Origin of the sequence: Nocardioides marmorisolisilvae (assembly GCF_031656915.1) — a bacterium.
Classification (GTDB): domain Bacteria; phylum Actinomycetota; class Actinomycetes; order Propionibacteriales; family Nocardioidaceae; genus Marmoricola; species Marmoricola terrisoli.
Genome location: NZ_CP134227.1, coordinates 2,933,247 through 2,954,800 on the forward strand (window position 1 = coordinate 2,933,247; position 21,554 = coordinate 2,954,800).

Here is a 21,554-nt window from a genome sequence, read left to right on the forward strand (position 1 = left end):
CACCATGACCAAGCCAGTGATCGTCTACGGCGCCTCCGGCTACACCGGCCGGCTGATCTGCGAGTACCTGCGCGAGTTCGGCGTCCCCTTCGTCGCCGCGGGCCGCTCGGCCGACAAGCTGAAGGCCTCGATGGAGGCCAACGTCCCCGGCATCGAGACCGCCGACTACGACATCGCCGAGGTGGGCCACGACGTCGCCTCCCTCACTGAGCTGTTCCGCGATGCCTCGGTCGTGTGCAACACGGTCGGACCGTTCAGCAAGCACGGACCCGAGGTCGTCGAGGCCTGCCTCGCCGCCGGCACCCACTACCTCGACACCACCGGGGAGCAGGACTGGCTGATCACCTGCGACGAGCGCTGGGCCGCGGACTTCGCCGCCGCCGGCCTGCTGCTCTCCCCCGGCCTCGCCCAGATGTACACGACCGGCGAGATCGCCGCCGAGCTCTGCCTCGAGAAGCCGGGACTGGACACCCTCGACATCGCGGTCTTCTGGGGCGGATCCCCCACGATCGCCTCCACGCAGACCATCCTGGTCAACGCCGCGACGTCGACGGCGCACTACCTCCAGCAGAACCAGTACGTCGAGTTCGACCCGACCCAGGGTCTGGTGCCGCTCGTCGTACCCGGCCAGCACGAGCTCGCACTGTCGCTGCCGTGGGGCGGCACCTCGCACCCGGTCTGGTATCGCACGGACCCGCGGATCGCGAACTGCAAGGCCCAGGGCGGCGTCTTCAACGCGGCCCTGATGAACGGCGTCCCGCAGATCGTTGCCGGCGCGCTGGAGGCGACCAAGGACATGTCGGAGGCGGAGCGGGACGAGGCGCTGACCGCGACCGCGGCGCAGGTGATGAACCAGATGCCCCCGCGCGAGAACCCCCGCCTCAACAAGTCGCTCGACTCCGTGCACGCCTCCGGCCCCCTCGGTCGCGCACACTGCGTGATCCACGGCAACCAGAACTACAAGCAGACCGGGCTGCTGCAGGCGTACGCAGCGTATTCGCTCCTCCAGCAGCCGCCGCTGCGGGTCGGGTTCGCGTCGGGCTGCAAGGCGTTCGGACACCGCGCGCTCCTCGGCCAGCTGCGGGCCTTCGGCCTGGTCGCCGAGCCGGTCCTCACGGTCGAGGGCTGAGGAGGCGGGCCGGTGCGGCTGGTCGACTACCTGGACAAGGGTGCGTCGCTGGGGGGCGACGCCCCCTGCCTGGTCTGCGACGGGCGGACGTGGACGTACGACCAGGTGCGAGACCTCGCCGGACAGGTCGCGTCCGCCCTCGCAGGACGGGGCGTCCGGCCTGGCGACAAGGTCGCGATCCTGTCGTCGAACGACCCCGTGGCCTTCACCTGCGTGTTCGGGATCAGCCGGGCCGGAGCGGTCTGGTGCCCGATCAACCCGCGCAACGAGGCCGACGAGAACCGTGAGCTGCTCGACCTGTTCGACTGCACGACGCTGATCTTTCAGTCGCGGTACGCCGCCCTCGTCGACCAGATTCGCGGCGACCTGCCGGCCGTGACGACGCTGGTGTGCCTCGACGGATCGTTCGACTGGGCGCTCGGGTGGGAGGACTTCCTGGCGGTCGGGAGCGAGGAGGTCGACGGGACCGTCGACCGGCCGGCCGCGGACGACCTGGCCATGATCGTCGGGACCGGAGGCACCACCGGCAGGCCGAAGGGAGTGATGCTCAGCGGCACCAACCTCGAGACGATGACGGCGCTGACCCTGATCGGCTATCCCTGGCCCACCCGACCCGACCGGCCGACGTACCTCGCTCTGGCGCCGCTCACCCACGCCGCCGGAGTGCTCTGCTTCCCGGTCCTGTCCTCCGGCGGATCGATCGTGGTGATGCGGACGCCCGACGTCGACGGCTTCCTGTCGGCGATCGCCGAGCACCGGGTGACCCACACCTTCCTGCCGCCGACGCTGATCTACATGGTGCTCGACCACCCGGCGCTGGAGTCGACGGACCTCTCGTCTCTGCAGTGCTTCTGGTACGGCGCCGCGCCCATGTCGGCCCAGCGGCTGGAGGAGGCGCTGACCAGGATCGGCCCGGTGATGGCACAGCTGTTCGGGCAGACCGAGGCGCCGATGATGATCTCCACGATGGCGCCGCGGGACCACTTCCGGGCGGACGGCTCGATCGCCGTCGAGCGGCTGTCGTCGGCCGGCCGGCCCGCGCCGCTCGTGACGGTGGCCGTGATGTCCTCCTCCGGGCAACTGCTCCCGCAGGGCGAGCGCGGCGAGATTGTGGTCCGCAGCTCGCTGGTCATGCGCGGCTACTACAAGAACCCGGAGGCGACGGCCGAGGCGTCGGCGTACGGCTGGCACCACACGGGCGACATCGGCTACCTCGACGAAAATGGCTTCCTGCACATCGTCGACCGGGCGAAGGACATGGTGATCACCGGCGGTTTCAACGTCTACTCCACCGAGGTCGAGCAGGCCCTGATGACCCACCCGGCCGTCGCCGACTGCGCGGTCGTTGGGCTGCCCGACGAGAAGTGGGGCGAGCGCCTCACTGCCGTGCTGCAGCTGCGCCCGGGCCAGACGGTCACGCCCGAGGAGGTGCGGGCGTTCCTGAAGGAGCGGATCGGCAGCGTCAAGACACCCAAGCAGGTTGAGATCTGGGTGGACCTGCCGCGCTCGAAGGTGGGCAAGGTGCTCAAGACCGAGATCAAGGAGCGGTTGCTGGCCTGACCCGATCGGCGCAGGAACACCGCCAGGTGGCGTCGAGCCGGCGACCTGCGCCGTCGGTGCTACCGGCTCAACTCCGCGCGCAACTGGGCAGCAAGGCGCACGGCGGCCTCGATCTCGGCGCGGCGGATGGACACGCTCTCCACGTTGATCCCGAACGGCACGCCGAGCCGGCGGCAGTACTCGATGAGCTCCCGAGCGGCAGCAAGGGCGAGCTGGTACGACGCCGCGAGGGTGTCCTCTGCGTGCCGCAGGTCGTTCTGGATCCAGCGGGGGACGTCGACGCCCAGCCAGCGGAGGAACTCCAGTGTCCTCATCGATCCACAGACCGAGAACGTGAAGACGATCGGCATCGGGGCGATGCCCCGGGCTTCGCACTCGTAGCGATAGTCCGACACGAGGTTCTTCGCGGCGTTGACGTCGTAGACGACCTGTGTGACGAAGAACGAGCAGCCTGCGGACTGCTTCGCGATCAGCCGCTGGTGTTCCTGACCGCGTCTGGTGTGGCGTTCCGGGATCGCCACGCCACCGAGGAGCAGGTCGGGCCTCATCTCGGCCCGCAGCTGCATGGCACGTGCCAACGACGTGGTGACGTGCCTGTCGCGCGACGACGCCCCCACGAAGACCGTCATGAGCCGGTCGGGATCCTGGGCGGCCATCCACGACCGGAGCTCCGGCTCCGGGTACTTGCCCACGGCGCGGTAGACCACTGCCGGTAGCTGCAACGCGGCGAGGTGCTTGTCGAGGAACCTCGCCGGATCCATCGTCGGAAGGAACGGGAACGGTCGCTCCTCCTCGTTGCGATCGCTCTCGTCGTCGATGTCGTACAGCACGAGACCGTCCAGATCGAGCGTCTCAAGGCGCTCACGCGTGACGTCCGCGACCTCCTGGGCCCGCTGCCCCGACGCTGCAGCCCGCGGGGGCGTCACGGCGAACAGCAGGAACTCGCTCTTGCGTTCGGAGATGAGCTGCCGCAGATCCACGTGGCGAACCTAGTCGATCCGGCCACTCGCTTCAGGACCTCACGACAGCCGACCACGTCCCTCGCCGGCTCTCAGAGTTCGGCCGCGGACGCTCCATCGCGCGCCACCAGCGAGGGTCGAAGCGTCGCTGCATGTGTCCCTCACCCATCGGGCACAAAGCACGCCGATGTCCCTTATCGGCGCGGCCCTCGACGCGTTGCCGGGTCGATGGCCTGGCAGGTCCGTCAGGACAGTCCCGGCCGCGGCTCGGCGGGGACGAGGCGGACCATCGGCAGGGTCGTCCCCGTGGTACTGATCGGTGCGCCGAGGGTCTGCTCGAAGACCGGCGCGAGGCTGCGCCACGCCCGCGGGTGCGCCAACGCGTAGCGGCGGAGTGACTCCTGCACCTCGGCGTCGGTGAGCCGGCGGGCGACGACGGGCAAGCGCACCTGCCTGCCGATCGAGATGCGTGCCTGGGGATGGGCATCGAGGTTGTGCAGCCATTGGGCTCGCTCGCCGAATCCGGCCGCGACCGTGTACTCATCGCCGGATCGGTCCACCACCTCCAGGACGACGTAACGCCGCCGACCGGTCTTGCGTCCGCGGTGCTCGAGCATCAGCAGGCGCCCGCCGAGCAGGAAGCCGAGACGTGCCCGGTACAGCAGGATCGGAGCACGCACGAAGCATCGGGTACGCAGGATCACTGCCGCAATGTGGGCGATCGGCGAGGGAGCCTTCTGATCTGTCATCAACGATCCCGTCTACGAGCGCGAGTCAACGCGCCCCGGCGAGGCCGATGTCCTCATGGGCAAGCACCGCAACGGCCCCACCCGGGACGTTACCGTGCTCGTCCAGGGCCACTACTCACGCTTCGTCCGCATGGCTCGCCGACGGCGCCAGTTGTTGTCGAGATGCAGTGAAGTTGGAAATTGCCTCCGTGTTGATGAACAACTCACGTCATGTCGAGCCGTCGACTGGATCCTGCGCAGATCATGAGGAACGCCCGGGCGATGAAGGCTGCGGCCAGTTTCACTGCTGCTCCAGTGCCTCCACGTGAGGCGTCACGATGCTCAGCAGGTGGTGGTGAGTCGGGGCATCGGCTCCGATGATGAGGCCGCGGCCCATTCCGACCTCGGCCCCGCTGAGGTCGGTGACGATGCACCCTGCGGCGCGGCAGAGCGCGATCCCTGCGGCGAAGTGCACGTTGTCGACGACATGGCCGTCGCTGACGTAGCCGGCGCGCCGCCCGGCCGCTACCCACGCGACCGCGAGCGTGCTCGACATGACCCGAGGACCAAACGCTGCGCGGAACGCAGCGTCGATCACCTGCGCGCCAAGGAACGGGCGGTCAAGGGGACCATCGCAGTTGACGTCGACGAGCCGAGATCCCGGCGAAGGAGATGTCGCGACGTCCGCCCCGTCGGCAGCTCTGAGCATGGCTTGCTCAGCGTCCGTCCAGAACACTTCGCCGGCGATCGGATCGGCCACCGCCGCAGCAATGGTGCGTGAGCCGTTGACCAGAGCGATGTTGACGGCCACCAACGGCGTCTGAGCGGCGAAGTTGAGGGTCCCGCAGAGTGGGTCGACAAGCCACCGGCGTGTGGGTGCGCTGCCACCGCGGCGGCCTGTCTCCTCGCCCTCGAAGGCATCGTCGGGGAGCGCGGCGGTGATCACCTCGAGGATCGCGGCCTCTGCCTCGATGTCTGCGTTCGTAGCGAAGTCGAGGCCGGACTTCGTATGGATGGTCAGAGCTCCGCCGTATGCAGCGCGCACGGTCGCCGCTCCTGCTCCGACTGCCGCCAAAGCGACTTCCACGTCGCGCGACAGCGCAGTCATGTCGGCTCGCCTTGCGCAGTGAGGTCAGCCCCAAAGACCAGGGCTGGGCCACCGTGGGCGTGGACCTCGCGCTCGAGCGTGAGTCCGATGTTGGTCGCAACCCGCTGGGAGGCGATGTTGCTCGGCCGGATGATGGCGATCAGGTGACTTACGCCGGCGTCGCGTGCCGCGGCGCGTACGGACCCCGCCGCTTCGGATGCGTAGCCCTTGCGCCGAAGAGGCGTGCGCACGTGCCAACCGACTTCGACCAGCTGATCTCCTTCAACGTCCTGCATCGTCAGACCGCAGTCGCCCACGAAGTCTCCCGCGTGGGTCTCGATCACCCAGAGGCCGAATCCGTACTGGTCGTAGTTTCGTACGGTCCACTCGATCCAGCCCTCAGGGCCCCGCGATCCGCCGGTCTCCAGAGTCGCGATCGCGGCCAGGTCGCCTTCGGTCATCTCGCGAAACCGTAGACGCGGCGTCGGTGCTGGCAGCATGTCCGCACTCTAAGCCGGCGAGTTCGGAACGATCCGGCGATGCTGCCCGAGGACGACGAGCGTCCGCTGACGTGCGCGGGCCCGGAGCGCGTCGTACGTCATCTGGCGGGCCGCGCGCTCCCGTCGGCGAGGTGGACGGTGTAGGACCACGTCTCGGCGGGATGGTCGGAGCTCTGCTGGTGCGACGGCCACCATGCGGCGAACCGGTTCCCGGCCACCGAGGCCTCGATGTCCAGACCCGAAGAGGTGTGCACGGTGACACCGGTGACGTCGCTGCCCACATAGCCCTGGACCCAGCTGAACCAACCCTCGTGGGTGCTGCCCTCCATGCTGGTGGTCTCGGCGACGTGGTCGGGTGCGACGGTCGGCGGCGCGCCAGCGTCCGTGTCGTAGCTCCCGAAGAAGTCCTCCCCGCCAGCCGATTCGCGCCCGACGACTTCGCGAGGCATCAGGCAGACGGCCTCCGTGCCTGGCCCGGCGAGCAGTAGGTAGGTCCATTCGCCACGCCGCTCTGCGACCGCGACATGCTCTCCCCGGTCCGGTACGCCGAGGGCGACGCGACACGTTGTCGCGGCCCTGGCCGCGGTGACCGACGTCAGGGGCTCGGGCCTCGGCGTCCACGATCCGTAGGCGGTCCCTCCACCGAGAAGCAGCCAGGGGATGGCGATGCCGGCACCGACCACGCCGACACCCACCAGCAGCCGACCCCGGCCACGCCGCGGTCGGTCCGGCTCCACGGGGACGGCTCCGTGTTCCGGCGCCGCAACGATGCGGGCGAATGCCGCGTTGGCGCGTTCGACCTCCGCATTGGTCAGGTGGGTCCCCCGTGCGGGATCGAGGTGTCGCAGGGCTTCGGTGATCACGGCATCGGCTGGGCGCCTCCTCATCGCGTGCTCCTCTCGGATGCAGGGTGGCTGCGCAGGCGGTCGTCCGCAGAGGTGGAGTCGAGGCGGCGTCGCAGGCTGCGTCGGGCACGAGACAACCGCAGGCGGAAGGCAGTGGAGGAGATGCCCAGCACCGCGGCCGCCTCGGGCCCGGTGAGCCCGTCCAGCACGGAGAGAGCGAGCGCCTCTTGGTCGACCGCGCTCAGCAGCGGCCAGGCTGCCGCGAGGTCGACCCGGCAGGCGACCAGATCGGGGTGGTCGCCTGTATCCGCGGAACCATGCCGGGCTTCGGCGAGGCAGACCGCGACGGCATCGTGCCTGTCCTCGCGGCGCCGGGTGTTCTGGAGGGTCTTGCGGGCAACGCCGAACAGCCACGCGCGCGCCGCCGACAGGTCCGTCGGTACGTCGTCGAGGCGGCGCCACGCGACCAGCATGACCTCACCGACGACGTCTTCGGCGTGAGTCGGATGCACCCGTCTGCGAACGAAACGAAGCAGGTCGCCGTACGCCGCGTCGTAGACACCGCGGAACCGTTGTTCACGTTCCTGCGTCGACGCCGAGGATCCCATGCCCTGTTCCTGTCCGAGATGCCACGAGTGTGTCATCCGATCTCGCCAACGGGCGCGCGTGCGTTCGCACCCAGATCAACGGACCCCTCGTGTGATGCGCCCGTCCGAGTCCGGGCGACCTTCGTCTGCGCCGATGGCGGCCGTATAATTTGCGCATGCATGCAAATACGCAACCTCCAAGGTGGGGCGACGACATTGTGACCCTCGCCGTCGAGGTGCTGCGCATGTTGGCCGACCCCACCCGTCTTCAGGTGGCCGGAATGCTGCTCGACGAGGAGCGGTCGGTCTCGGAGCTCGCCACGCTGTTGGACAAGCCTGTTCCTGGGGTCTCGCAGCATCTGGCGAAGATGAGGATGGCGCGGCTGGTGACCACCCGCAAGGAGGGCACCTCGGTTCTCTACAGGATCGAGAACGGCCACGTTCGGCAGCTGGTCATCGACACGATCGGGCACGTGGAGCACCTGCTGGACCAGGCCCCGGCACACCACCGAGCAGGGGAGGGGTCGACATGACCCACAGATTGCGCGATCTCGGCGCCCACACGGACGAGCGCACGCATGACCCGGCCCATGGCCACGGGCACAGCCACGGACGCGAGCCGTGGTGGTCACTGGTTCTGCACGGGGTCTCGGAGATGTTCGGGGCGCATTCCCACGATGCCGCCGATCAGGTCGACGAAGCACTCGAGGCAGACGCGCGCGGCCGACGAGCCCTGTGGATCAGCCTGCTCGTCCTGGCCCTCACCGCTCTGCTCCAGGGGGTCGTCGTCACGCTCACCGGCTCGGTGGCCTTGCTGGGAGACACCCTCCACAACGTCGCGGACGCCCTCACTGCCGTGCCACTGCTGGCGGCGTTCTGGCTCGCCCGGCGGCCGGCCAACGACCGCTTCACCTATGGATACGGCCGTGCCGAGGACCTCGCTGGTCTTTTCGTCGTCGCCATGATCGCATTCTCCAGTCTCCTTGCCGGCTGGGAAGCCATCGATCGACTGGTTCACCCCCGCGACGTCGCCCACCTCTGGGCAGTCGCGGCCGCCGGACTGGTGGGCTTCATCGGCAACGAGTTGGTGGCGCGCTACCGGATTCGTGTCGGCCGGCAGATCGGCTCAGCCGCACTTGTCGCAGACGGACTCCATGCGCGTACCGATGGCTTTACCTCGCTGGCCGTCGTCCTCGGAGCGGCCGGCGTCGCCGGGGGGCTGCCGTGGGCCGACCCGGTGGTCGGACTCCTCATCGCGATCGCGATCCTCGGAGTACTGCGCTCCGCCCTGACCCAAGTCGGTGCTCGCTTGATGGACGCCGTGAGTCCCGACCTCGTGCACGTCGCCCGAGACGCGGTCAGCACCGTTGACGGCGTGCTTGCCGTCCGCAGTCTCCGACTGCGCTGGATCGGACACACCCTCCACGCCGATGGCGACATCACCGTGCCCGCCGAGCTCCCCGTCTCCCTCGGACACGACATTGCACATCACGCAGAAGCGCACCTGCTCGAGGCACTGCCGCGGCTGACCACTGCCGTCATCCACGTCAGCCCCGAGGGAGCCCACCCGGCAGCCACCCATCCCTGACGAGCAGTCGCTCACCGCATAGATTCAGGACGTGACCGATGCCAGCCAGCAAGCCGATGAGGTCAACGTCGTCCTGGCGATCCGGGCCGGGGACGTCGAGACGCTCACGCAGTTGCTCGCCGCCCGTCCCGGGCTGGCCCGCGACCGCCTCGAGGTCGCAGGGGGTCGCACGTCGCTGCACGTCGTCGCCGACTGGCCCGGCTTCTTCCGCAACGGTCCGCGCATCGCTCGAATCCTGATCGACGCCGGCGCCGAGCTTGATGCCCGCAGCAAGGACGGCACCGGCGAGACCCCGCTGCACTGGGCGGCCAGCAGCGACGACGCCGACGTGGCCAGGATCCTGATCGATGCCGGCGCCGACGTGGCCGCCCCGGACGGCTCGATCGGCACTCCGCTGGACAACGCGATCGGCTACGGCTGCTGGAACGTCGCGCGCCTCCTCGTCGCGAGCGGCGCCGAGATCGACAAGCCCTGGCAGGCCGCGGCACTGGGCCTGACCGGTCAGCTGGTGGACCTGCTGGGTGGGGCGGACCCAGGGCCGGGTGCGGTCGACCAGGCGTTCTGGCACGCGTGTGCCGCGGGGCAGCGTCGTTGCGCTGAGCTCTTGTTGGACCGTGGCGCCGACCTCGCCTTCAGCCCCGAGTACGGCAGTGGCACCGTGCTTGACGTCGCCCGCTCACACGGAACCCAGCGGAGCAACGTGATCGAGTGGCTCGAGGGGCTCGGCGTACCGGCCGAGCACGCTCCGCGGTGAGGTTCCGTGCGCTCGTGACCTCGGACGAGCGGGCTTTCGCGGCTCAGCCTGCGAGCCCCAACACGGTCCGGCCCAGTGCGCCACCCATCCGGGCGAACCCCGGCCACGACCGCGGTGAGAGCGCCACCGAGACGGTGGTGCGGACCCCGGTCGGCGCAGGCTCGTCGTACGCCCGGAACCGATCTTCCAGCCAGCCGAGCATCGTCGGGAAGCCCAGCACCATCAGGCTGATGTGCTCGCTGATCCGGTCGCGCACATAGAGCACCTCGCCGTCGTGGTCGACGTACCGCTGCACCTGGTCGTCGACGTCGGCGACGTCGACGACCTGGTCGTTGGTCGACTGCAGCACCAGCACCGGGCAGGCCGGTGAATGTTTGCCGAGGCGGAGGTCCTCGAAGACCTCGAGCACCTCGGGGGTGGCCAGCAGGTCGGCGAGCGGGGCGTCGACGTAGCTGTCGAAGTCGTCGAAGGCGTAGCGCAGCACCGCGCCGATGGTCGTCAGACGCTCCAGTGCGTCCAGCCGGCGCACGCCGCGTACATCGGTGTGCGTGCGCACGATCGAGGCCAGCCCGGGGTAGACGTGCCGCAGCCCGGCGACCACGAGCGCGGGGAGGCCGGCGAACGGCCCACCGTTGAGCTTCAGGAACGCCTCGCCGGGGTCACCGACCGGTGAGCCCAGCACGGCGCCGACCAGCGGCAGCTCCGGGGCGTAGTCCCCGGCCATCTCGACCGCCCACGATGTCGCCATCCCGCCGCCGGAGTACCCGATCAGCCCCATGCGCAGCTCCGGATCGAGACCCAGCGCGGGTACGGCGAGGGCCGCGCGGAGCCCGTCGAGGACCCGGTAGCCGGGCTCGCGCGGTGCTGCGAAGCTGCCGGCCTGCCCCTCGTGGTCGGCGATGCTGACCGCGAAGCCGCGGGCGAGCAGGGCCGCGACGAGGATGACCTCGAACTGGGGGAGCGCGCCCCAGGGTCGGGCGCCGGCGCGCATCGCGTACGACGGGAAACAGCGGTCGGACACGGCGTCGATGGCGCACTGGTAGCCGATCAGCCCGCGAGGAGTACGCCGTTGCGCGCCGCCCGGGACGACCACGGTGCTGACTGCGAGCTCGGGCTCTCCATGCAGGCTGGTGCTGCGGTAGGCGATCTGCCAGGCCCGCAGCCGTCGCTGGGGAACCAGCCCGAGGAAGCCCAGCCTGACCCGGCGGGTCCGGATCACCGTGCCCGGAGCGAGCATCGCGAGGTCGGCCGGCGCGTCGTGGAACGGGTCGACTCCGGGGAGGAGCAGCTCCGTGGTGAGCGTGTCGCCGTCTTCGCCGCCCGTCGGCACGAGATCCTCGGTGTGTTCCGGGCCCATCAGGCGCTCCTCCCCCGCGTGGTCACTGTCGGACAACCGCGGTGATCATGCCATCCATCCGGCCCCGGAGCGCGCAAGGAGGCGTGGCGACAGTGCTCGAGCGGGCCAGGCTGGGCAGGAGCTTCGGCTGGCTGTGGAGTGCCTACGCGGTCAGTGCCTATGGCACCGGCCTGGGCTTCGGCGCCTTCTCCTACGTCGCGATCACCGTGCTCGGGGCGAGCGCGGGCGAGGTGTCGGCCCTGTCGGTCGCCGGGCTGGCGGCCGGCGCCGTGCTTGCCGTACCGCTCGGTCCGTGGGTCGAGTTCCGACGCAAGCGACCGGTGATGATCACGATGGACCTGGCCCGGTTCCTCGCGCTGGCCACGATCCCGCTGGCCTTGTGGCTCGGCGTCCTCACCCTCGTCCAACTGCTCGTGGTCAGCGTCGTCACCGCGGCCGCGAAGATCGCATTCAACGCCGCCAGCGGCAGCTACCTCAAAGGCCTGGTGCCGCCCGAGCACCTGCTGACGGCGAGCAGCCGGTTCGAGTCGACGACCTGGTCGGCCACGGTCGTCGGGCCGGTCGTGGGCGGCGCCGCGATGGGGGTGATCGGCCCGGTGGCGACCGTCCTGGCCGACGCCGCCAGCTACCTGCTCTCGGCCCTCGGGATCACTGCGATCCGCGGCGACGAGCCCGCGGTGCCCACCCGCGCGGAGCGGACCCGTTTCGCCGACCTGCTGCTCGGCTGGCGATGGATCTGGGCGGACCGGACGCTGCGGCGGGTCTTCCTCAACGTCGTCGCGGTCAACGCGCTGATCATGGCCGCCGAGCCCTTGTTGACCTTCATGATGCTGGGCCCGCTCGGCTTTCCGCCCTGGCAGTACGGCCTGGCCTTCGCGCTGCCCTGCCTGGGCGGGCTGGTCGGCTCGAGGCTCGCCCGCCGGGTGGTCGCGCGCTACGGGCAGACCGCCGTACTGCTGCGGCTCGGCGCGGTGCGTGCGCTGTGGCCGATCGGGCTGGCCTTCGTCCGGCCGGGCTGGTCCGGCCTGGTGATCGTGATGGCGGTGGAGCTGGCGCTGATCGGCTGCATCAGCCTGCACAACCCGGTCGTCGGGACCTACCGGATGCAGGTCGTCGACCCGGATCGGCTCGCGCGCGTGCTGGCTGCGTGGTCGGTGACCACCAGTGCGGGCATCGCTGCGGTGACCGCGCTGTGGGGCGTGCTGGCCACGGTGACCAGCCCGCGCGTCGGCATCGCCGCCGCCGGCGTGCTGCTGCTCGCCACGCCGGCGCTGCTGCCGCGGCGCGGCAAGCCCCCGACTCAGCCGGCGGGTTCCCAGGCGAGGACGGCGTCGCAGAGCTCCTCGACGGCCCCGGCGCTGTCCAGCCGGAGCACCGGCTGAGGCAGTCCCGCCAGCCACCGCTCGTGCCGGACCCGACTGCGTCCCTCGAACATCGGGTCCTCGTAGCCGCGCGCCCAGTCCACGAAGGCCCGCCATCCCGCGGAGTCGGGATCCCTTCCCTCCTGCCGGATCGCCTCACGGCGCTCGAGCCGGCGCAGCCGCTCCTCGTGATCGAGGGTCAAGAACACGACCGCGTCGCACCGCGCCACCACGGGGTCACCCGAGCCGACCATCGACCCCGACAGGACCCAGGCCTCACGCGGCACGAACACGTCTCGCATCAACGCCAGTCGCACGTCCTCGTGCCGCTTCTGCGTGTACGGCGGGTCGGTGGGCACCCAGAAGTAGTCGTCGGCATCGGCGTGTGGCACCGACCAGTGGTCGGCCACGGCGCGGGCCAGCGTCGTCGTGCCGGTGCCGCTCGCCCCCATCACGTGCAGCCGACAACGGCGCATCGGGCTAGCCGTCACCGCGGCGGCCGCCGTACGACGCCACCAGGGCGTCGGCCACGGCGCCGGCGTCGGTCTGCGCGACCTCGGCGGGATACTCCGGCAGCAGGTCGTCCCAGACCACCAGCCACGACCCGTAGAGCTGGCTCTGGCCCTCCGGCCGCGCGAAGAACCACACGTGCAGGTGCGCCCCGCCATCGCCGATCCGGTAGACGTGACAGCGGCCGATGTGCGGCAGCGCCTCGACGTGGCGGGCGAGGTGCGTGCTGAGCACGCCGAGCTCGGCGGCACGGTCGTCGGGCAGGTCGGCGAGGTCGTGGTGGTCGCGCGGGTGCAGCATCAGCACCAGTGGTACGCCGACGCCGCCGACCCTGGTCAGCCGCCAGTGGTCGTCGAGCCAGATCCCCTCGTCGCGGGCCCGACAGGACCCGCAGTCGGACGGGTCGTCGCCGTGCCGGGGCGGCTCGGGCAACACCGGCTCCCGCAACCGAGACACGCGCAGGCCGTCGGGCTCGAACGGGCTGACGTCCCAGCCGGTCATCCTGGACAGCGGCAGCCGCTGGTCGGCGTCGGCGGCGGCGAGGGCATGGCGGTGGAACTCCTCGGGCGACAGTGGCATGCAGCGGATGCTAGGCCACCGGCGCCGGCCAGATCAGCGCCCCCGCAGATGCACCCTCTGTCCCGGCCGGAGCTGCCCGCAGGCGTCGACGTCGCCGTCATCGACGTAGCCGATCACCGGGTAGCCGCCGGTGGCCGGATGGTCGGCGAGGAACAGCACCGGCCGACCCGAGGGCGGGATCTGCAGGGCACCGCGCACCAGGCCCTCGCTGGGCAGCTCGTCGGTCCGGAGCCGCTCGAGCGGATCGCCCTCGAGTCGGAGGCCGACACGGTTGCTGTCGTTGCTGACGACGTACGGCTGGCCGGTCAGCAGGGCCCAGGCCTCGTCGCCGAACCAGTCGCGCCGTGGTCCCGCGGTGATCCGCACGGTGAGGTCGCCGGCCACCGGGTCGGCGACAGGCGCGAGGTCCACGCCCGGGCAGGGTTGGTCGGCGCCGCTGACGGGCAATGTCGCGCCAGGCTCGAGCGGCGCCGGGCCCAGGCCGGACATCACGTCGGTGGAGCAGGAGCCGAGTACCCGCTCGGCAGCGAAGCCGCCGCGGACCGCGACGTAGGTGCGCAACCCGCTGACCGGTGCGCCGAGTCGCAGCTCCCGGCCGGCGAGCAGCCTTGCCGGGGCGTTGTGCGGCCAGTCGCCCTGGCAGCGGGCGCCGGTCGTGACCACTAGCAGGTCCCGGTCAGCCCGGAGCACCAGCCCGCCGAAGGTCACCTCGAGCGTCGCGGCGTCCTCGTGGTTGCCGACCAGCCGGTTGGCCAGCCGGTGGGCGCTGCGGTCGCACGCGCCGGAGCGGCCGACGCCCAGCGCGGCGTATCCGCGGCGGCCCTCGTCCTGGAGGGTGGTCAGCACACCGGTGGCGAGCAGCGTGACGGTTCCGCTCATCACGCCTCCACGAACCGGATCAGGGCGCCCGGCCGGAGTACGGCGGCAGGATCCCGGGTCGGGTCGAACATCTCCAGGTCGGTCCGCCCGAGCAGCTGCCAACCACCGGGCGACGCCCGCGGGTAGACCCCGCTGAACTCGCCCGCGAGGCCCACCGAGCCCGCGGGCACGCTGGTGCGCGGGGAGGATCGCCGTGGCACCTGGTCTGGCCAGTCCTTGGATGTGAGGTAGCCGAAGCCTGGGACGAAGCCGCAGAACGCGACCGTCCACTCGACGTCGGTGTGCCGGCGGACCACCTCGGTGACGTCGCAGCCGAGCAGCCGGGCGATGTCCTCGAGGTCCTCGCCGTCGTAGGTCACCGGGATCTCGACAAGGTCGCCCGCGCGCAGCGCTCCGGGTCGCGGCTCGGTGCGGCGCACCCGCTCGGCGACCTCGGTGAGTGTCGTGACGGCCGGATCGGTCACCACGAGCAGCGTGCGCGCGGCGGGCACGACGTCGACGACGCCCGGCGGTGGGTCAGCAGTGAGTGCGGCGAAGAGCCCCAGGACCTCGTCCAGCTCGTCGACCTCGAGCAGCAGCGCGGTGGTGCCGCTGGGCAGGATCCTCATCGGTCGGCGAACGGCGCGAGTGTGGCTCCGTCCGCGAGCAGCGCGTCACGCACCGACCGGGCGATCTGGACGGCGCCGGCGGTGTCGCCATGGACGCAGATCGAGTCGGCCACGACCGTCAGCTCGCCGCCGTCGACGTCGCGGATCGGCTCCCCGCGGGCGATCCGGACGCAGCGGCTCGCGATCTCGTCGGCGTCGTGGAGCAGTGCCCCCGGCAGGCGGCGGGACACCAACGTCCCCTCCGCGGTGTAGCCGCGGTCCGCGAAGGCCTCCGGTACGACGTGCAGCCCGGCCTCCTCGGCCCGTCGCAGCCAGGCCGAGCCGGGGAGCCCCAGCACCGGCAGGGTGGCGTCGTACTCGACGAGTGCCTGCACCACTGCGGCCGCCTGCTCCTCGTGGTGGACGATCGCGTTGTAGAGCGCGCCATGCGGCTTGACGTAGCGCACCCGTGAGCCGGCCACCCGGGCGAAGGCGTCCAGGGCGCCGATCTGGTAGATCACGTCCTGGGTGAGCACCTCGGGCTCGATGTCGATGAACCGGCGCCCGAAGCCGGGCAGGTCCCGGTAACCGACTTGAGCCCCGATCGCCACGCCCCGCTGGACGGCCCGGTCGCAGACCCGTCGCATGGTGGCGGCGTCGCCGGCGTGGAAGCCGCAGGCGACGTTGGCGCTCGTCACCACCTCCAGCAGCGCGTCGTCGTCGCCCAGCGGCCAGTGCCCGAAGCCCTCGCCGAGGTCGCTGTTGAGGTCGATCGTGGTCATCGCCGCTCCTCCTAGAAGAGGTCCTTGAGCCCGGTGATCGAGTCGTATCCCAGGTAGATCGTCAGGACCCAGGCGACCACGCCGATCACCAGCAACCATGCCGGGTAGCGGTACCCGCCGAGCAGGTCGCGACGCCGCGCCGCGATCCAGAGCAGCACACCGAGGCCGAAGGGAAGGATCAGACCGTTGAACGCTCCGGCAAAGATCAGCAGCTTTACCGGGGTGGCGGTGACCACCAGGAAGATCGCGGTGGAGACGACGATGAAGCCGCACACCACCCAGCGCTCCCACCGGGTCACCCAGCCGCCGAGAACCTTCAGGAACGACGTCGAGGTGTACGACGCACCGATCACCGACGTGACCGCCGCGCACCAGATGATCACGCCGAAGACGATCTTGCCCGCCGTACCGAGGGCCTGGTCGAAGGCGGACGCGGTGGGGTTGGCCGGGTCCAGGCTCTTGCCGGCCGCGACGACGCCGAGGATCGCCAGGAACAGCAGCACCCGCATGACACCGGTGATGATCACCCCGGTGATGGAGCTGCGGGTGATCTGACCGACGTAGCGCTCGCCGCTGATGCCGTTGTCCACCAGCCGGTGCGCACCGGCGTAGACGATGTAGCCGCCGACCGTGCCGCCGATCAGCGTCGTGATGATCAGGAAGCTGATCTGGTCCGGAGCGACGGTCTGGCGCAGCGCCTCTCCCGCCGGGGGCTGGGTCTTGATCGCGACGAACGTGGTCAGCCCGATCATCACCACGCCGAGCAGCACCACGGCCCGGTCCATCGCCACCCCGGCCCGTCGGACCAGGAAGATCGCGATGGCCATCGCCGCGGAGATCGCGCCGCCGATCCGGACATCGAGGCCGAAGATCGCGTTGAGGCCCAGGGACGTGCCGGCGACGTTGCCGATGTTGAACACCAGGCCGCCGAGCACGTCGAGCGCGGCGAGCACGTAGCCGCCGCCGGGCACCACGCTGTTGGCCAGGTCCTGGGCGCGTCGGCCGGCGACGCCGACGATGCGCCACACGTTCAGCTGGATCGCGATGTCGAAGAGGATCGACGCGAGGATCGCGAACGCGAAGGCGCTGCGCAGCTGGGCGGTGAAGGTGGTGGTCTGGGTGATGAAGCCCGGGCCGATCGCCGAGGTCGCCATCAGGAACATCGCGCCGAGGAACTTCGCGCGGCCGCTGAGCTGGCCGCTGACCGGTGCGGCGCCGGTGCCGGCGTCGAGGGCGGAGTGGGCCGGTGAAGAGGACGCCGGTGAAGAGGACATCGTGTGCTCCGGGGGGAGAGTGTGTCGTGGACCACAGCAACGTAAAGGATTGTTGAACGATCCCACAAGAGGTTGATCCAACAAAAGTCTTGGATTCGCCGCGATCGTGGCCGATGATGGGGCCGCAGGGCTGGACCTGACTGGAGGGACGACACCGTGACCGAGGGACGCTGGCTGGGTGCGGTGGCGGACGACGTACGCCTGCTCGACCGGACCAGCACGGCGCAGCGAGTCGCGGACGTGCTGCGGGAGCGGATCACTGCCGGCGACCTGCCGCCGCGCACGCGGCTGCCGGAGGAGCAGCTCATCGAGGTGCTCCGGGTCTCCCGGAACACCTTGCGCGAGGCGTTCCGGCTGCTCACCCATGAGGGCCTGCTCGAGCACGAGCTGCACCGGGGAGTCTTCGTCCGCGAGCTCGGCGAGGACGACCTGGTCGACCTCTACCGGCTCCGACGGCTGATCGAGTGCAACGTCGTCGCGGGGCTCGCAGGGCTGGATCCGGGCCGCATGGAGCGGCTCGCCGACGACGTGGAGACCGCGTCGGCTGCCGCCGCGCGGGGCGACTGGGTAGCCGTCGGCACGGCCAACATGCGCTTCCACGCGGGCCTGGTCGGGTTGGCGGGCAGTCCTCGGACGAACCAGGTCGTCGCCCACCTTCTCGCCGAGGTGCGCCTCGCCTTCCACGCCGCCGCCAGCCCCCGCCGGCTGCACGAGCCGTACGTCGAGCGCAACCGGTCCCTGCTCGCGCTCCTGGTCGAGGGCCGGTACGACGTCGCCGCGCGGGAGCTGGACCGCTACCTCGACGACTCGCTGGCCGAGCTACTCGCGGCGATGCGTGAGGGACCGAGCCTCGAGCGCCCGGACACCGGCGACGCGGCCGATGAGACCGACGCGGTGGCCGAGACCGTGGCAGCCCCGTGAGCGGCACCCCGGCCGAGGCGCGCGAGCGCTACCGCGACGGCCTCGACGCACCGACCAGCGGCTGGGCACCGGGATTCACCCAGGCCAACCTGATCTCCCTGCCGCGTGACTGGGCCTACGACATGCTGCTCTTCGGGCAGCGCAACCCGGCACCGGTTCCGATCCTGGACGTGACCGAGCCGGGCGCGACGGGTACGACCCTGGCCGCGGGCGCCGACCTGCGCACGGACCTCCCTCGCTACCGGGTGTGGCGCGGCGGCGAGCTGGTCGACGAGCCGATCCACGTGCGGGACGTGTGGCGCGACGACCTGGTCTCGTTCCTGATCGGCTGCAGCTTCAGCTTCGAGAGCGCGCTGCTCGAGGCCGGCGTACCGGTCCGCAACATCGAGCAGGGCCGCAACGTGTCGATGTACCGGACCGACATCGACTGCCGGGCCGCCGGGCGGCTGTCCGGTCCGCTGGTCGTGTCGATGCGACCGATCCCCGCCGGTCAGGTCGCCACTGCCGTCGCCGTGACCGCAAGGATGCCGCAGGTGCACGGCGCGCCCGTGCACGTCGGCAGCCCGGAGACCCTCGGCATCGCTGACCTGTCCGTGCCCGACTTCGGCGACCCGGTCGACCTGCACGACGGTGACGTTCCGGTGTTCTGGGCGTGCGGCGTGACGCCCCAGGCGGCACTGATGGCCTCGAGGCCGCCGTTCGCGATCACGCACGCGCCGGGGCACATGTTCGTCACCGATGTGCCTGACGCGCACTACCGCGAACCCTGATTCCCCGCCCGCGACCTGCGACCGGATCGGGCCGACAGCGGGCCGACAGTGGACCGACAGAGGACCGACAGAGGGCACGGCTGCCGACCGGCACGCCAACTACTGTGCTGAGTGACCACGACGGTGCCGTGCACGGAGCGGTGCCGACACGCGCGAGGAGGACGCAGTGACCGATCAGAGCGTGAGCAGGTTCGGGCACGTCGAGCTGGCCGACTTCCCCACGGACCTGCGGGAGCGGATCACCCCGATCGCGGAGAAGTCGGGGTTCGTGCCGAACGTGTTCCGTGCGATGGCGCGGCGTCCTGCCGAGCTGCGCGCCTTCCTCGACTACCACGACGCGCTGATGGAGCCCACTACCGACGACGAGGGCACCGAGATCGGCCTGACCCGGGCCGAGCGGGAGCTCGTCGTGGTGGCAACCTCGGGGGCCAACCACTGCACCTACTGCGTGGTCGCGCACGGCGCGATCCTGCGGATCCGCACCAAGGATCCGACGATCGCCGACCGGGTCGCCTCCAACCCGTACGGCGCCGAGCTGAGCGGGCGCGAACGCGCCATCGTCGACCTGGCGCTGCGGATCAGCCTCGAGTCGGCCAGGTTCGGCGATGCGGACCTCGACGCCGCCCGACGAGCAGGGCTCAGCGACGAGGAGATCTGGGACGTCGGCGCGATCACCGCGCTGTTCGGCCTGTCGAACCGGATCGCCCACCTGACCGCTCTGCAGCCCAACGCGGAGTTCTACGCGATGGGTCGCCAACCCCGCGCGTGAGGCTCAGCGTCGTACGCCGGCCAGCCAGTCACCGAACGGCAGCGGCGCGGCGCCTGCGTGCACCTGGGCGATGAACTCCCCCTCGAGCCAGTTCCGCAGCCGCTGGACGGGTTCCGGCGCCGGCAGCGTCATCAGCCTGTCCTGGCGGGCCAGCTCCTCCGCCTGGTGGATCAGCCCACGCAGCGTCCGGAGGCTTGGGGCGACCTCGCGGCTGCACAGCACATCCACGTCGATCAGGTCCCGGCCCTCGCGCACCGCCTCCCGGGCTGCGATCCGGGCGGGGTCCCAGTTGGCGGCGTGCTCCTGGACGTAGCCGGCCATCTGCTGCGCGAGGCGCTGGTACGCCGGCTCAGCGAGCCGGTCGCCGAGCAGCTGCAGCTCCCGGGTGAACTCGGCGAGGTTGTCGTCGTGGGCGACCAGCAGCGCGGCCGGGCAGTCCCGGAACCGCACCACGGCCCACGCGTCGGGGTCGAGCGGCGTCGGCGGTCGCGCCTCGCTTCGGGTCACCTCGGCGGCCGTGGGGTCCGCGTCCTCGCTGGCGGGGCCGGACGGCAGGAAGTCCGCCCAGATTCGGGTGCCCGAGGCCAGCTCATCGATGCCCCAGCTCGCGGCAAGCGCACAGACCAGAAACATCCCGCGCCCGGTGGCGCAGGTGTCATCGGCGGACAGGTCGTCGAGCAGGGCATCGCTCAGCGTGGGCTGTTGGGCGAGCACCTCGACCGAGCCCATCCCGGCATCGGCGACCGCCAGCCGGACGGCGTCCGGCCGCTGCTCCAGCTCCACCTGGAAGTAGACGCTGCCGCTGTGCAGCGTGGAGTTCGTGGCCAGCTCGCTGACGCAGAGCGACACGTCCTCCGCAACGGCCTCCCACCCCCACTCCTCGAGGAGGTCGTTGACGAACCGGCGGGCCGCGGGGACGCTGGCAGGCTGCGCCACCATCCGTACCTCGGCGCGCGCTGGCGTGCTCGAGTGCGTCGTTCCCGCCACCCGGTCAGTATGGAACACCGCGGCGCAGCGCGCTCTGCGCTCCCCGGCCATCAGGAACCGCTGCGTACGCCGCTCCCGCCCAGCCAGGCCTCGGCGATCGTCGGCTGGAACAGCTCGACGGGGTTGCCGGCCGGGTCGTCGACAAGGACCTGTCGCCCCCCGACCCCGTCGACGATCTCGTTGCGGAACGTCGCGCCCGACCTGCGCAGCCCGGCCACCGTCTCGTCCAGGTCGTCCACCTCGAGCGAGAAGCGGTTCCAGCCACCGGGTCGGGGCAGCGAGCCGTCGGGCATCGCCTGCCCGCCGCCGGGACCGCCGCCGGGGGCACTGAGCACCAGTCGCAGGGCGCCCCGCTGCAGCATCGCGAAGGTCGGAGCAGGGTGCATCACCTCCACGAACCCCAGATGCGTGCAGTAGAAGGCGATCGCGGCATCCACGTCGTCGACGATGTAGCGCACGCTGACGCTCGCGGCGGAGCTGCCGGCGTCGGCACTCACGGGCACGGTGGCGACGGCCTCGAGGGAGTCGTCGCACACCTCCTCGAGCGCGCGCTCGGTCTCCCGTGCCTGCGCCGGGTCCACCAGGTCACGGTCGAGGAGCCACTCGAGCGCGCGCAGCGACGCCCGGGCGTGCGAGAACTCGTGCCACAGCCGACCGGTCTCGTCGTCGGCGTCCTGCATCCGCCGGCGGAACTCGCGGAACGGGCCCTTCGCGTCGAGCGCATGGGAGAGCTCTCGGGCCAGGGCGGGATCTCCGACCGCGTCGGCGAAGTCCGCCATGTCGGCGTACGCCGCGCGCGGGCCCTCGCCCTCGATCGGGATCCACTCGTCCTCGAGCTCGTCGTCGAGCTCCAGCGGGTCGTCCTCGAGCTCGAAGAGGATCTCGCCGCGCTCGGGGTGGAGGTGGCCGACCAGTCGCGGCGGTCGGTCGAGCAGGCCGCCGAGCTCGTCGAGTTCCACCGAGTCGGGGGTCAGCGGGTAGTCCACGGGGCACCAGTCCTCTCCGTGCCGACGATAGTCGTGCGCCGAGCCCCGGGCGACC

The 21,554-nt window shown here is 70.9% G+C and carries 24 protein-coding genes; 9 read left to right on the top strand and 15 right to left on the bottom strand.

Annotated features, from left to right (window positions below):
• Positions 1 to 4 precede the first annotated feature (4 nt).
• The gene (locus Q9R13_RS14095; protein ID WP_310961803.1) at positions 5 to 1,129 is read left to right on the top strand and encodes a DUF5938 domain-containing protein; all 1,125 of its coding nucleotides are present in this window, start codon (positions 5 to 7) and stop codon (positions 1,127 to 1,129) included.
• A gap of 12 nt (positions 1,130 to 1,141) precedes the next feature.
• Positions 1,142 to 2,689 (top strand): acyl-CoA synthetase, encoded by a 1,548-nt coding sequence (locus tag Q9R13_RS14100; RefSeq protein WP_310961804.1) that lies wholly within the window; start codon positions 1,142 to 1,144, stop codon positions 2,687 to 2,689.
• A gap of 59 nt (positions 2,690 to 2,748) precedes the next feature.
• On the opposite strand, the gene Q9R13_RS14105 is transcribed toward Q9R13_RS14100, so the two are convergent.
• From Q9R13_RS14105 to Q9R13_RS14130, 6 genes are all read right to left on the bottom strand, one after another.
• On the bottom strand, positions 2,749 to 3,669 hold the full coding sequence (locus Q9R13_RS14105; protein WP_310961805.1) for a methylenetetrahydrofolate reductase: 921 nt from the start codon (positions 3,667 to 3,669) through the stop codon (positions 2,749 to 2,751).
• A gap of 224 nt (positions 3,670 to 3,893) precedes the next feature.
• A complete protein-coding gene (locus Q9R13_RS14110; RefSeq protein WP_310961806.1) occupies positions 3,894 to 4,397 on the bottom strand; it encodes a nitroreductase family deazaflavin-dependent oxidoreductase in 504 nt (167 codons plus the stop codon).
• Positions 4,398 to 4,677: 280 nt separating this feature from the next.
• A complete protein-coding gene (locus tag Q9R13_RS14115) occupies positions 4,678 to 5,484 on the bottom strand; it encodes an inositol monophosphatase family protein (RefSeq protein ID WP_310961807.1) in 807 nt (268 codons plus the stop codon).
• A complete protein-coding gene (locus Q9R13_RS14120; protein ID WP_458295151.1) occupies positions 5,481 to 5,963 on the bottom strand; it encodes a GNAT family N-acetyltransferase in 483 nt (160 codons plus the stop codon). Before Q9R13_RS14120 ends, Q9R13_RS14115 begins: the two co-directional genes overlap by 4 nt.
• A 98-nt stretch (positions 5,964 to 6,061) precedes the next feature.
• Positions 6,062 to 6,850, bottom strand: a complete 789-nt coding sequence (locus Q9R13_RS14125) for a hypothetical protein (RefSeq protein ID WP_310961809.1) — start codon at positions 6,848 to 6,850, stop codon at positions 6,062 to 6,064.
• Entirely contained in the window at positions 6,847 to 7,416 is a 570-nt protein-coding gene (locus Q9R13_RS14130) for an RNA polymerase sigma factor (RefSeq protein ID WP_310961810.1), read from the bottom strand. Before Q9R13_RS14130 ends, Q9R13_RS14125 begins: the two co-directional genes overlap by 4 nt.
• Before the next feature lie 155 nt (positions 7,417 to 7,571).
• On the opposite strand from Q9R13_RS14130, the gene Q9R13_RS14135 reads away from it, so the two are divergent.
• Genes Q9R13_RS14135 through Q9R13_RS14145 form a run of 3 tightly spaced genes read left to right on the top strand, consistent with a single transcriptional unit; the run spans position 7,572 to position 9,737 of the window.
• A complete protein-coding gene (locus Q9R13_RS14135) occupies positions 7,572 to 7,928 on the top strand; it encodes a metalloregulator ArsR/SmtB family transcription factor (RefSeq protein WP_310961811.1) in 357 nt (118 codons plus the stop codon).
• Complete coding sequence (locus Q9R13_RS14140) at positions 7,925 to 8,983, top strand: cation diffusion facilitator family transporter (protein ID WP_310961812.1); 1,059 nt, start codon at positions 7,925 to 7,927, stop codon at positions 8,981 to 8,983. Before Q9R13_RS14135 ends, Q9R13_RS14140 begins: the two co-directional genes overlap by 4 nt.
• Positions 8,984 to 9,014: 31 nt before the next feature.
• Positions 9,015 to 9,737 carry an ankyrin repeat domain-containing protein gene (locus Q9R13_RS14145; RefSeq protein WP_310961813.1) on the top strand — a complete coding sequence of 241 codons (723 nt, stop codon included), beginning with the start codon at positions 9,015 to 9,017 and terminating at the stop codon, positions 9,735 to 9,737.
• Between the two features lie 43 nt (positions 9,738 to 9,780).
• Here Q9R13_RS14145 and Q9R13_RS14150 read toward each other — a convergent pair whose 3' ends face one another.
• The gene (locus Q9R13_RS14150) at positions 9,781 to 11,094 is read right to left on the bottom strand and encodes a lipase family protein (protein ID WP_310961814.1); all 1,314 of its coding nucleotides are present in this window, start codon (positions 11,092 to 11,094) and stop codon (positions 9,781 to 9,783) included.
• 83 nt (positions 11,095 to 11,177) lie between these two features.
• Here Q9R13_RS14150 and Q9R13_RS14155 point away from each other — a divergent pair, with 83 nt between their 5' ends.
• Positions 11,178 to 12,476 (top strand): MFS transporter, encoded by a 1,299-nt coding sequence (locus Q9R13_RS14155; RefSeq protein WP_310961815.1) that lies wholly within the window; start codon positions 11,178 to 11,180, stop codon positions 12,474 to 12,476.
• Here the strand turns inward: Q9R13_RS14155 and Q9R13_RS14160 are convergent.
• From Q9R13_RS14160 to Q9R13_RS14185, 6 genes are read right to left on the bottom strand one after another with little or no spacing between them, the layout of a single operon-like run.
• Entirely contained in the window at positions 12,395 to 12,946 is a 552-nt protein-coding gene (locus Q9R13_RS14160) for a P-loop NTPase family protein (protein ID WP_310961816.1), read from the bottom strand. The genes Q9R13_RS14155 and Q9R13_RS14160 overlap by 82 nt on opposite strands.
• Positions 12,936 to 13,544, bottom strand: coding sequence for a hypothetical protein (locus Q9R13_RS14165; RefSeq protein WP_310961817.1), 609 nt, complete (start codon positions 13,542 to 13,544; stop codon positions 12,936 to 12,938). The genes Q9R13_RS14160 and Q9R13_RS14165 overlap by 11 nt, the downstream gene beginning before the upstream one ends.
• A 33-nt stretch (positions 13,545 to 13,577) precedes the next feature.
• Positions 13,578 to 14,423, bottom strand: coding sequence for a 5-oxoprolinase subunit C family protein (locus Q9R13_RS14170; protein ID WP_310961818.1), 846 nt, complete (start codon positions 14,421 to 14,423; stop codon positions 13,578 to 13,580).
• Complete coding sequence (pxpB, locus tag Q9R13_RS14175; protein ID WP_310961819.1) at positions 14,423 to 15,031, bottom strand: 5-oxoprolinase subunit PxpB; 609 nt, start codon at positions 15,029 to 15,031, stop codon at positions 14,423 to 14,425. The genes Q9R13_RS14170 and pxpB overlap by 1 nt, the downstream gene beginning before the upstream one ends.
• Entirely contained in the window at positions 15,028 to 15,792 is a 765-nt protein-coding gene (locus Q9R13_RS14180) for a LamB/YcsF family protein (RefSeq protein WP_310961820.1), read from the bottom strand. Before Q9R13_RS14180 ends, pxpB begins: the two co-directional genes overlap by 4 nt.
• A gap of 11 nt (positions 15,793 to 15,803) precedes the next feature.
• Positions 15,804 to 17,066 carry an NRAMP family divalent metal transporter gene (locus Q9R13_RS14185; RefSeq protein WP_310961821.1) on the bottom strand — a complete coding sequence of 421 codons (1,263 nt, stop codon included), beginning with the start codon at positions 17,064 to 17,066 and terminating at the stop codon, positions 15,804 to 15,806.
• A 156-nt stretch (positions 17,067 to 17,222) separates the two neighbouring features.
• Here Q9R13_RS14185 and Q9R13_RS14190 point away from each other — a divergent pair, with 156 nt between their 5' ends.
• The 3 genes from Q9R13_RS14190 to Q9R13_RS14200 all read left to right on the top strand — a co-directional run bounded on the left by Q9R13_RS14190 (position 17,223) and on the right by Q9R13_RS14200 (position 19,526).
• On the top strand, positions 17,223 to 17,987 hold the full coding sequence (locus Q9R13_RS14190) for a GntR family transcriptional regulator (RefSeq protein ID WP_310961822.1): 765 nt from the start codon (positions 17,223 to 17,225) through the stop codon (positions 17,985 to 17,987).
• Positions 17,984 to 18,757 carry a putative hydro-lyase gene (locus Q9R13_RS14195; RefSeq protein ID WP_310961823.1) on the top strand — a complete coding sequence of 258 codons (774 nt, stop codon included), beginning with the start codon at positions 17,984 to 17,986 and terminating at the stop codon, positions 18,755 to 18,757. The genes Q9R13_RS14190 and Q9R13_RS14195 overlap by 4 nt, the downstream gene beginning before the upstream one ends.
• A 166-nt stretch (positions 18,758 to 18,923) precedes the next feature.
• A complete protein-coding gene (locus tag Q9R13_RS14200; protein WP_310961824.1) occupies positions 18,924 to 19,526 on the top strand; it encodes a peroxidase-related enzyme in 603 nt (200 codons plus the stop codon).
• A 3-nt stretch (positions 19,527 to 19,529) separates the two neighbouring features.
• Here Q9R13_RS14200 and Q9R13_RS14205 read toward each other — a convergent pair whose 3' ends face one another.
• Positions 19,530 to 20,513 carry an ATP-binding protein gene (locus Q9R13_RS14205; protein ID WP_310961825.1) on the bottom strand — a complete coding sequence of 328 codons (984 nt, stop codon included), beginning with the start codon at positions 20,511 to 20,513 and terminating at the stop codon, positions 19,530 to 19,532.
• Positions 20,514 to 20,563: 50 nt separating this feature from the next.
• Positions 20,564 to 21,499, bottom strand: coding sequence for a VOC family protein (locus Q9R13_RS14210; RefSeq protein ID WP_310961826.1), 936 nt, complete (start codon positions 21,497 to 21,499; stop codon positions 20,564 to 20,566).
• Between the last annotated feature and the right edge of the window lie 55 nt (positions 21,500 to 21,554).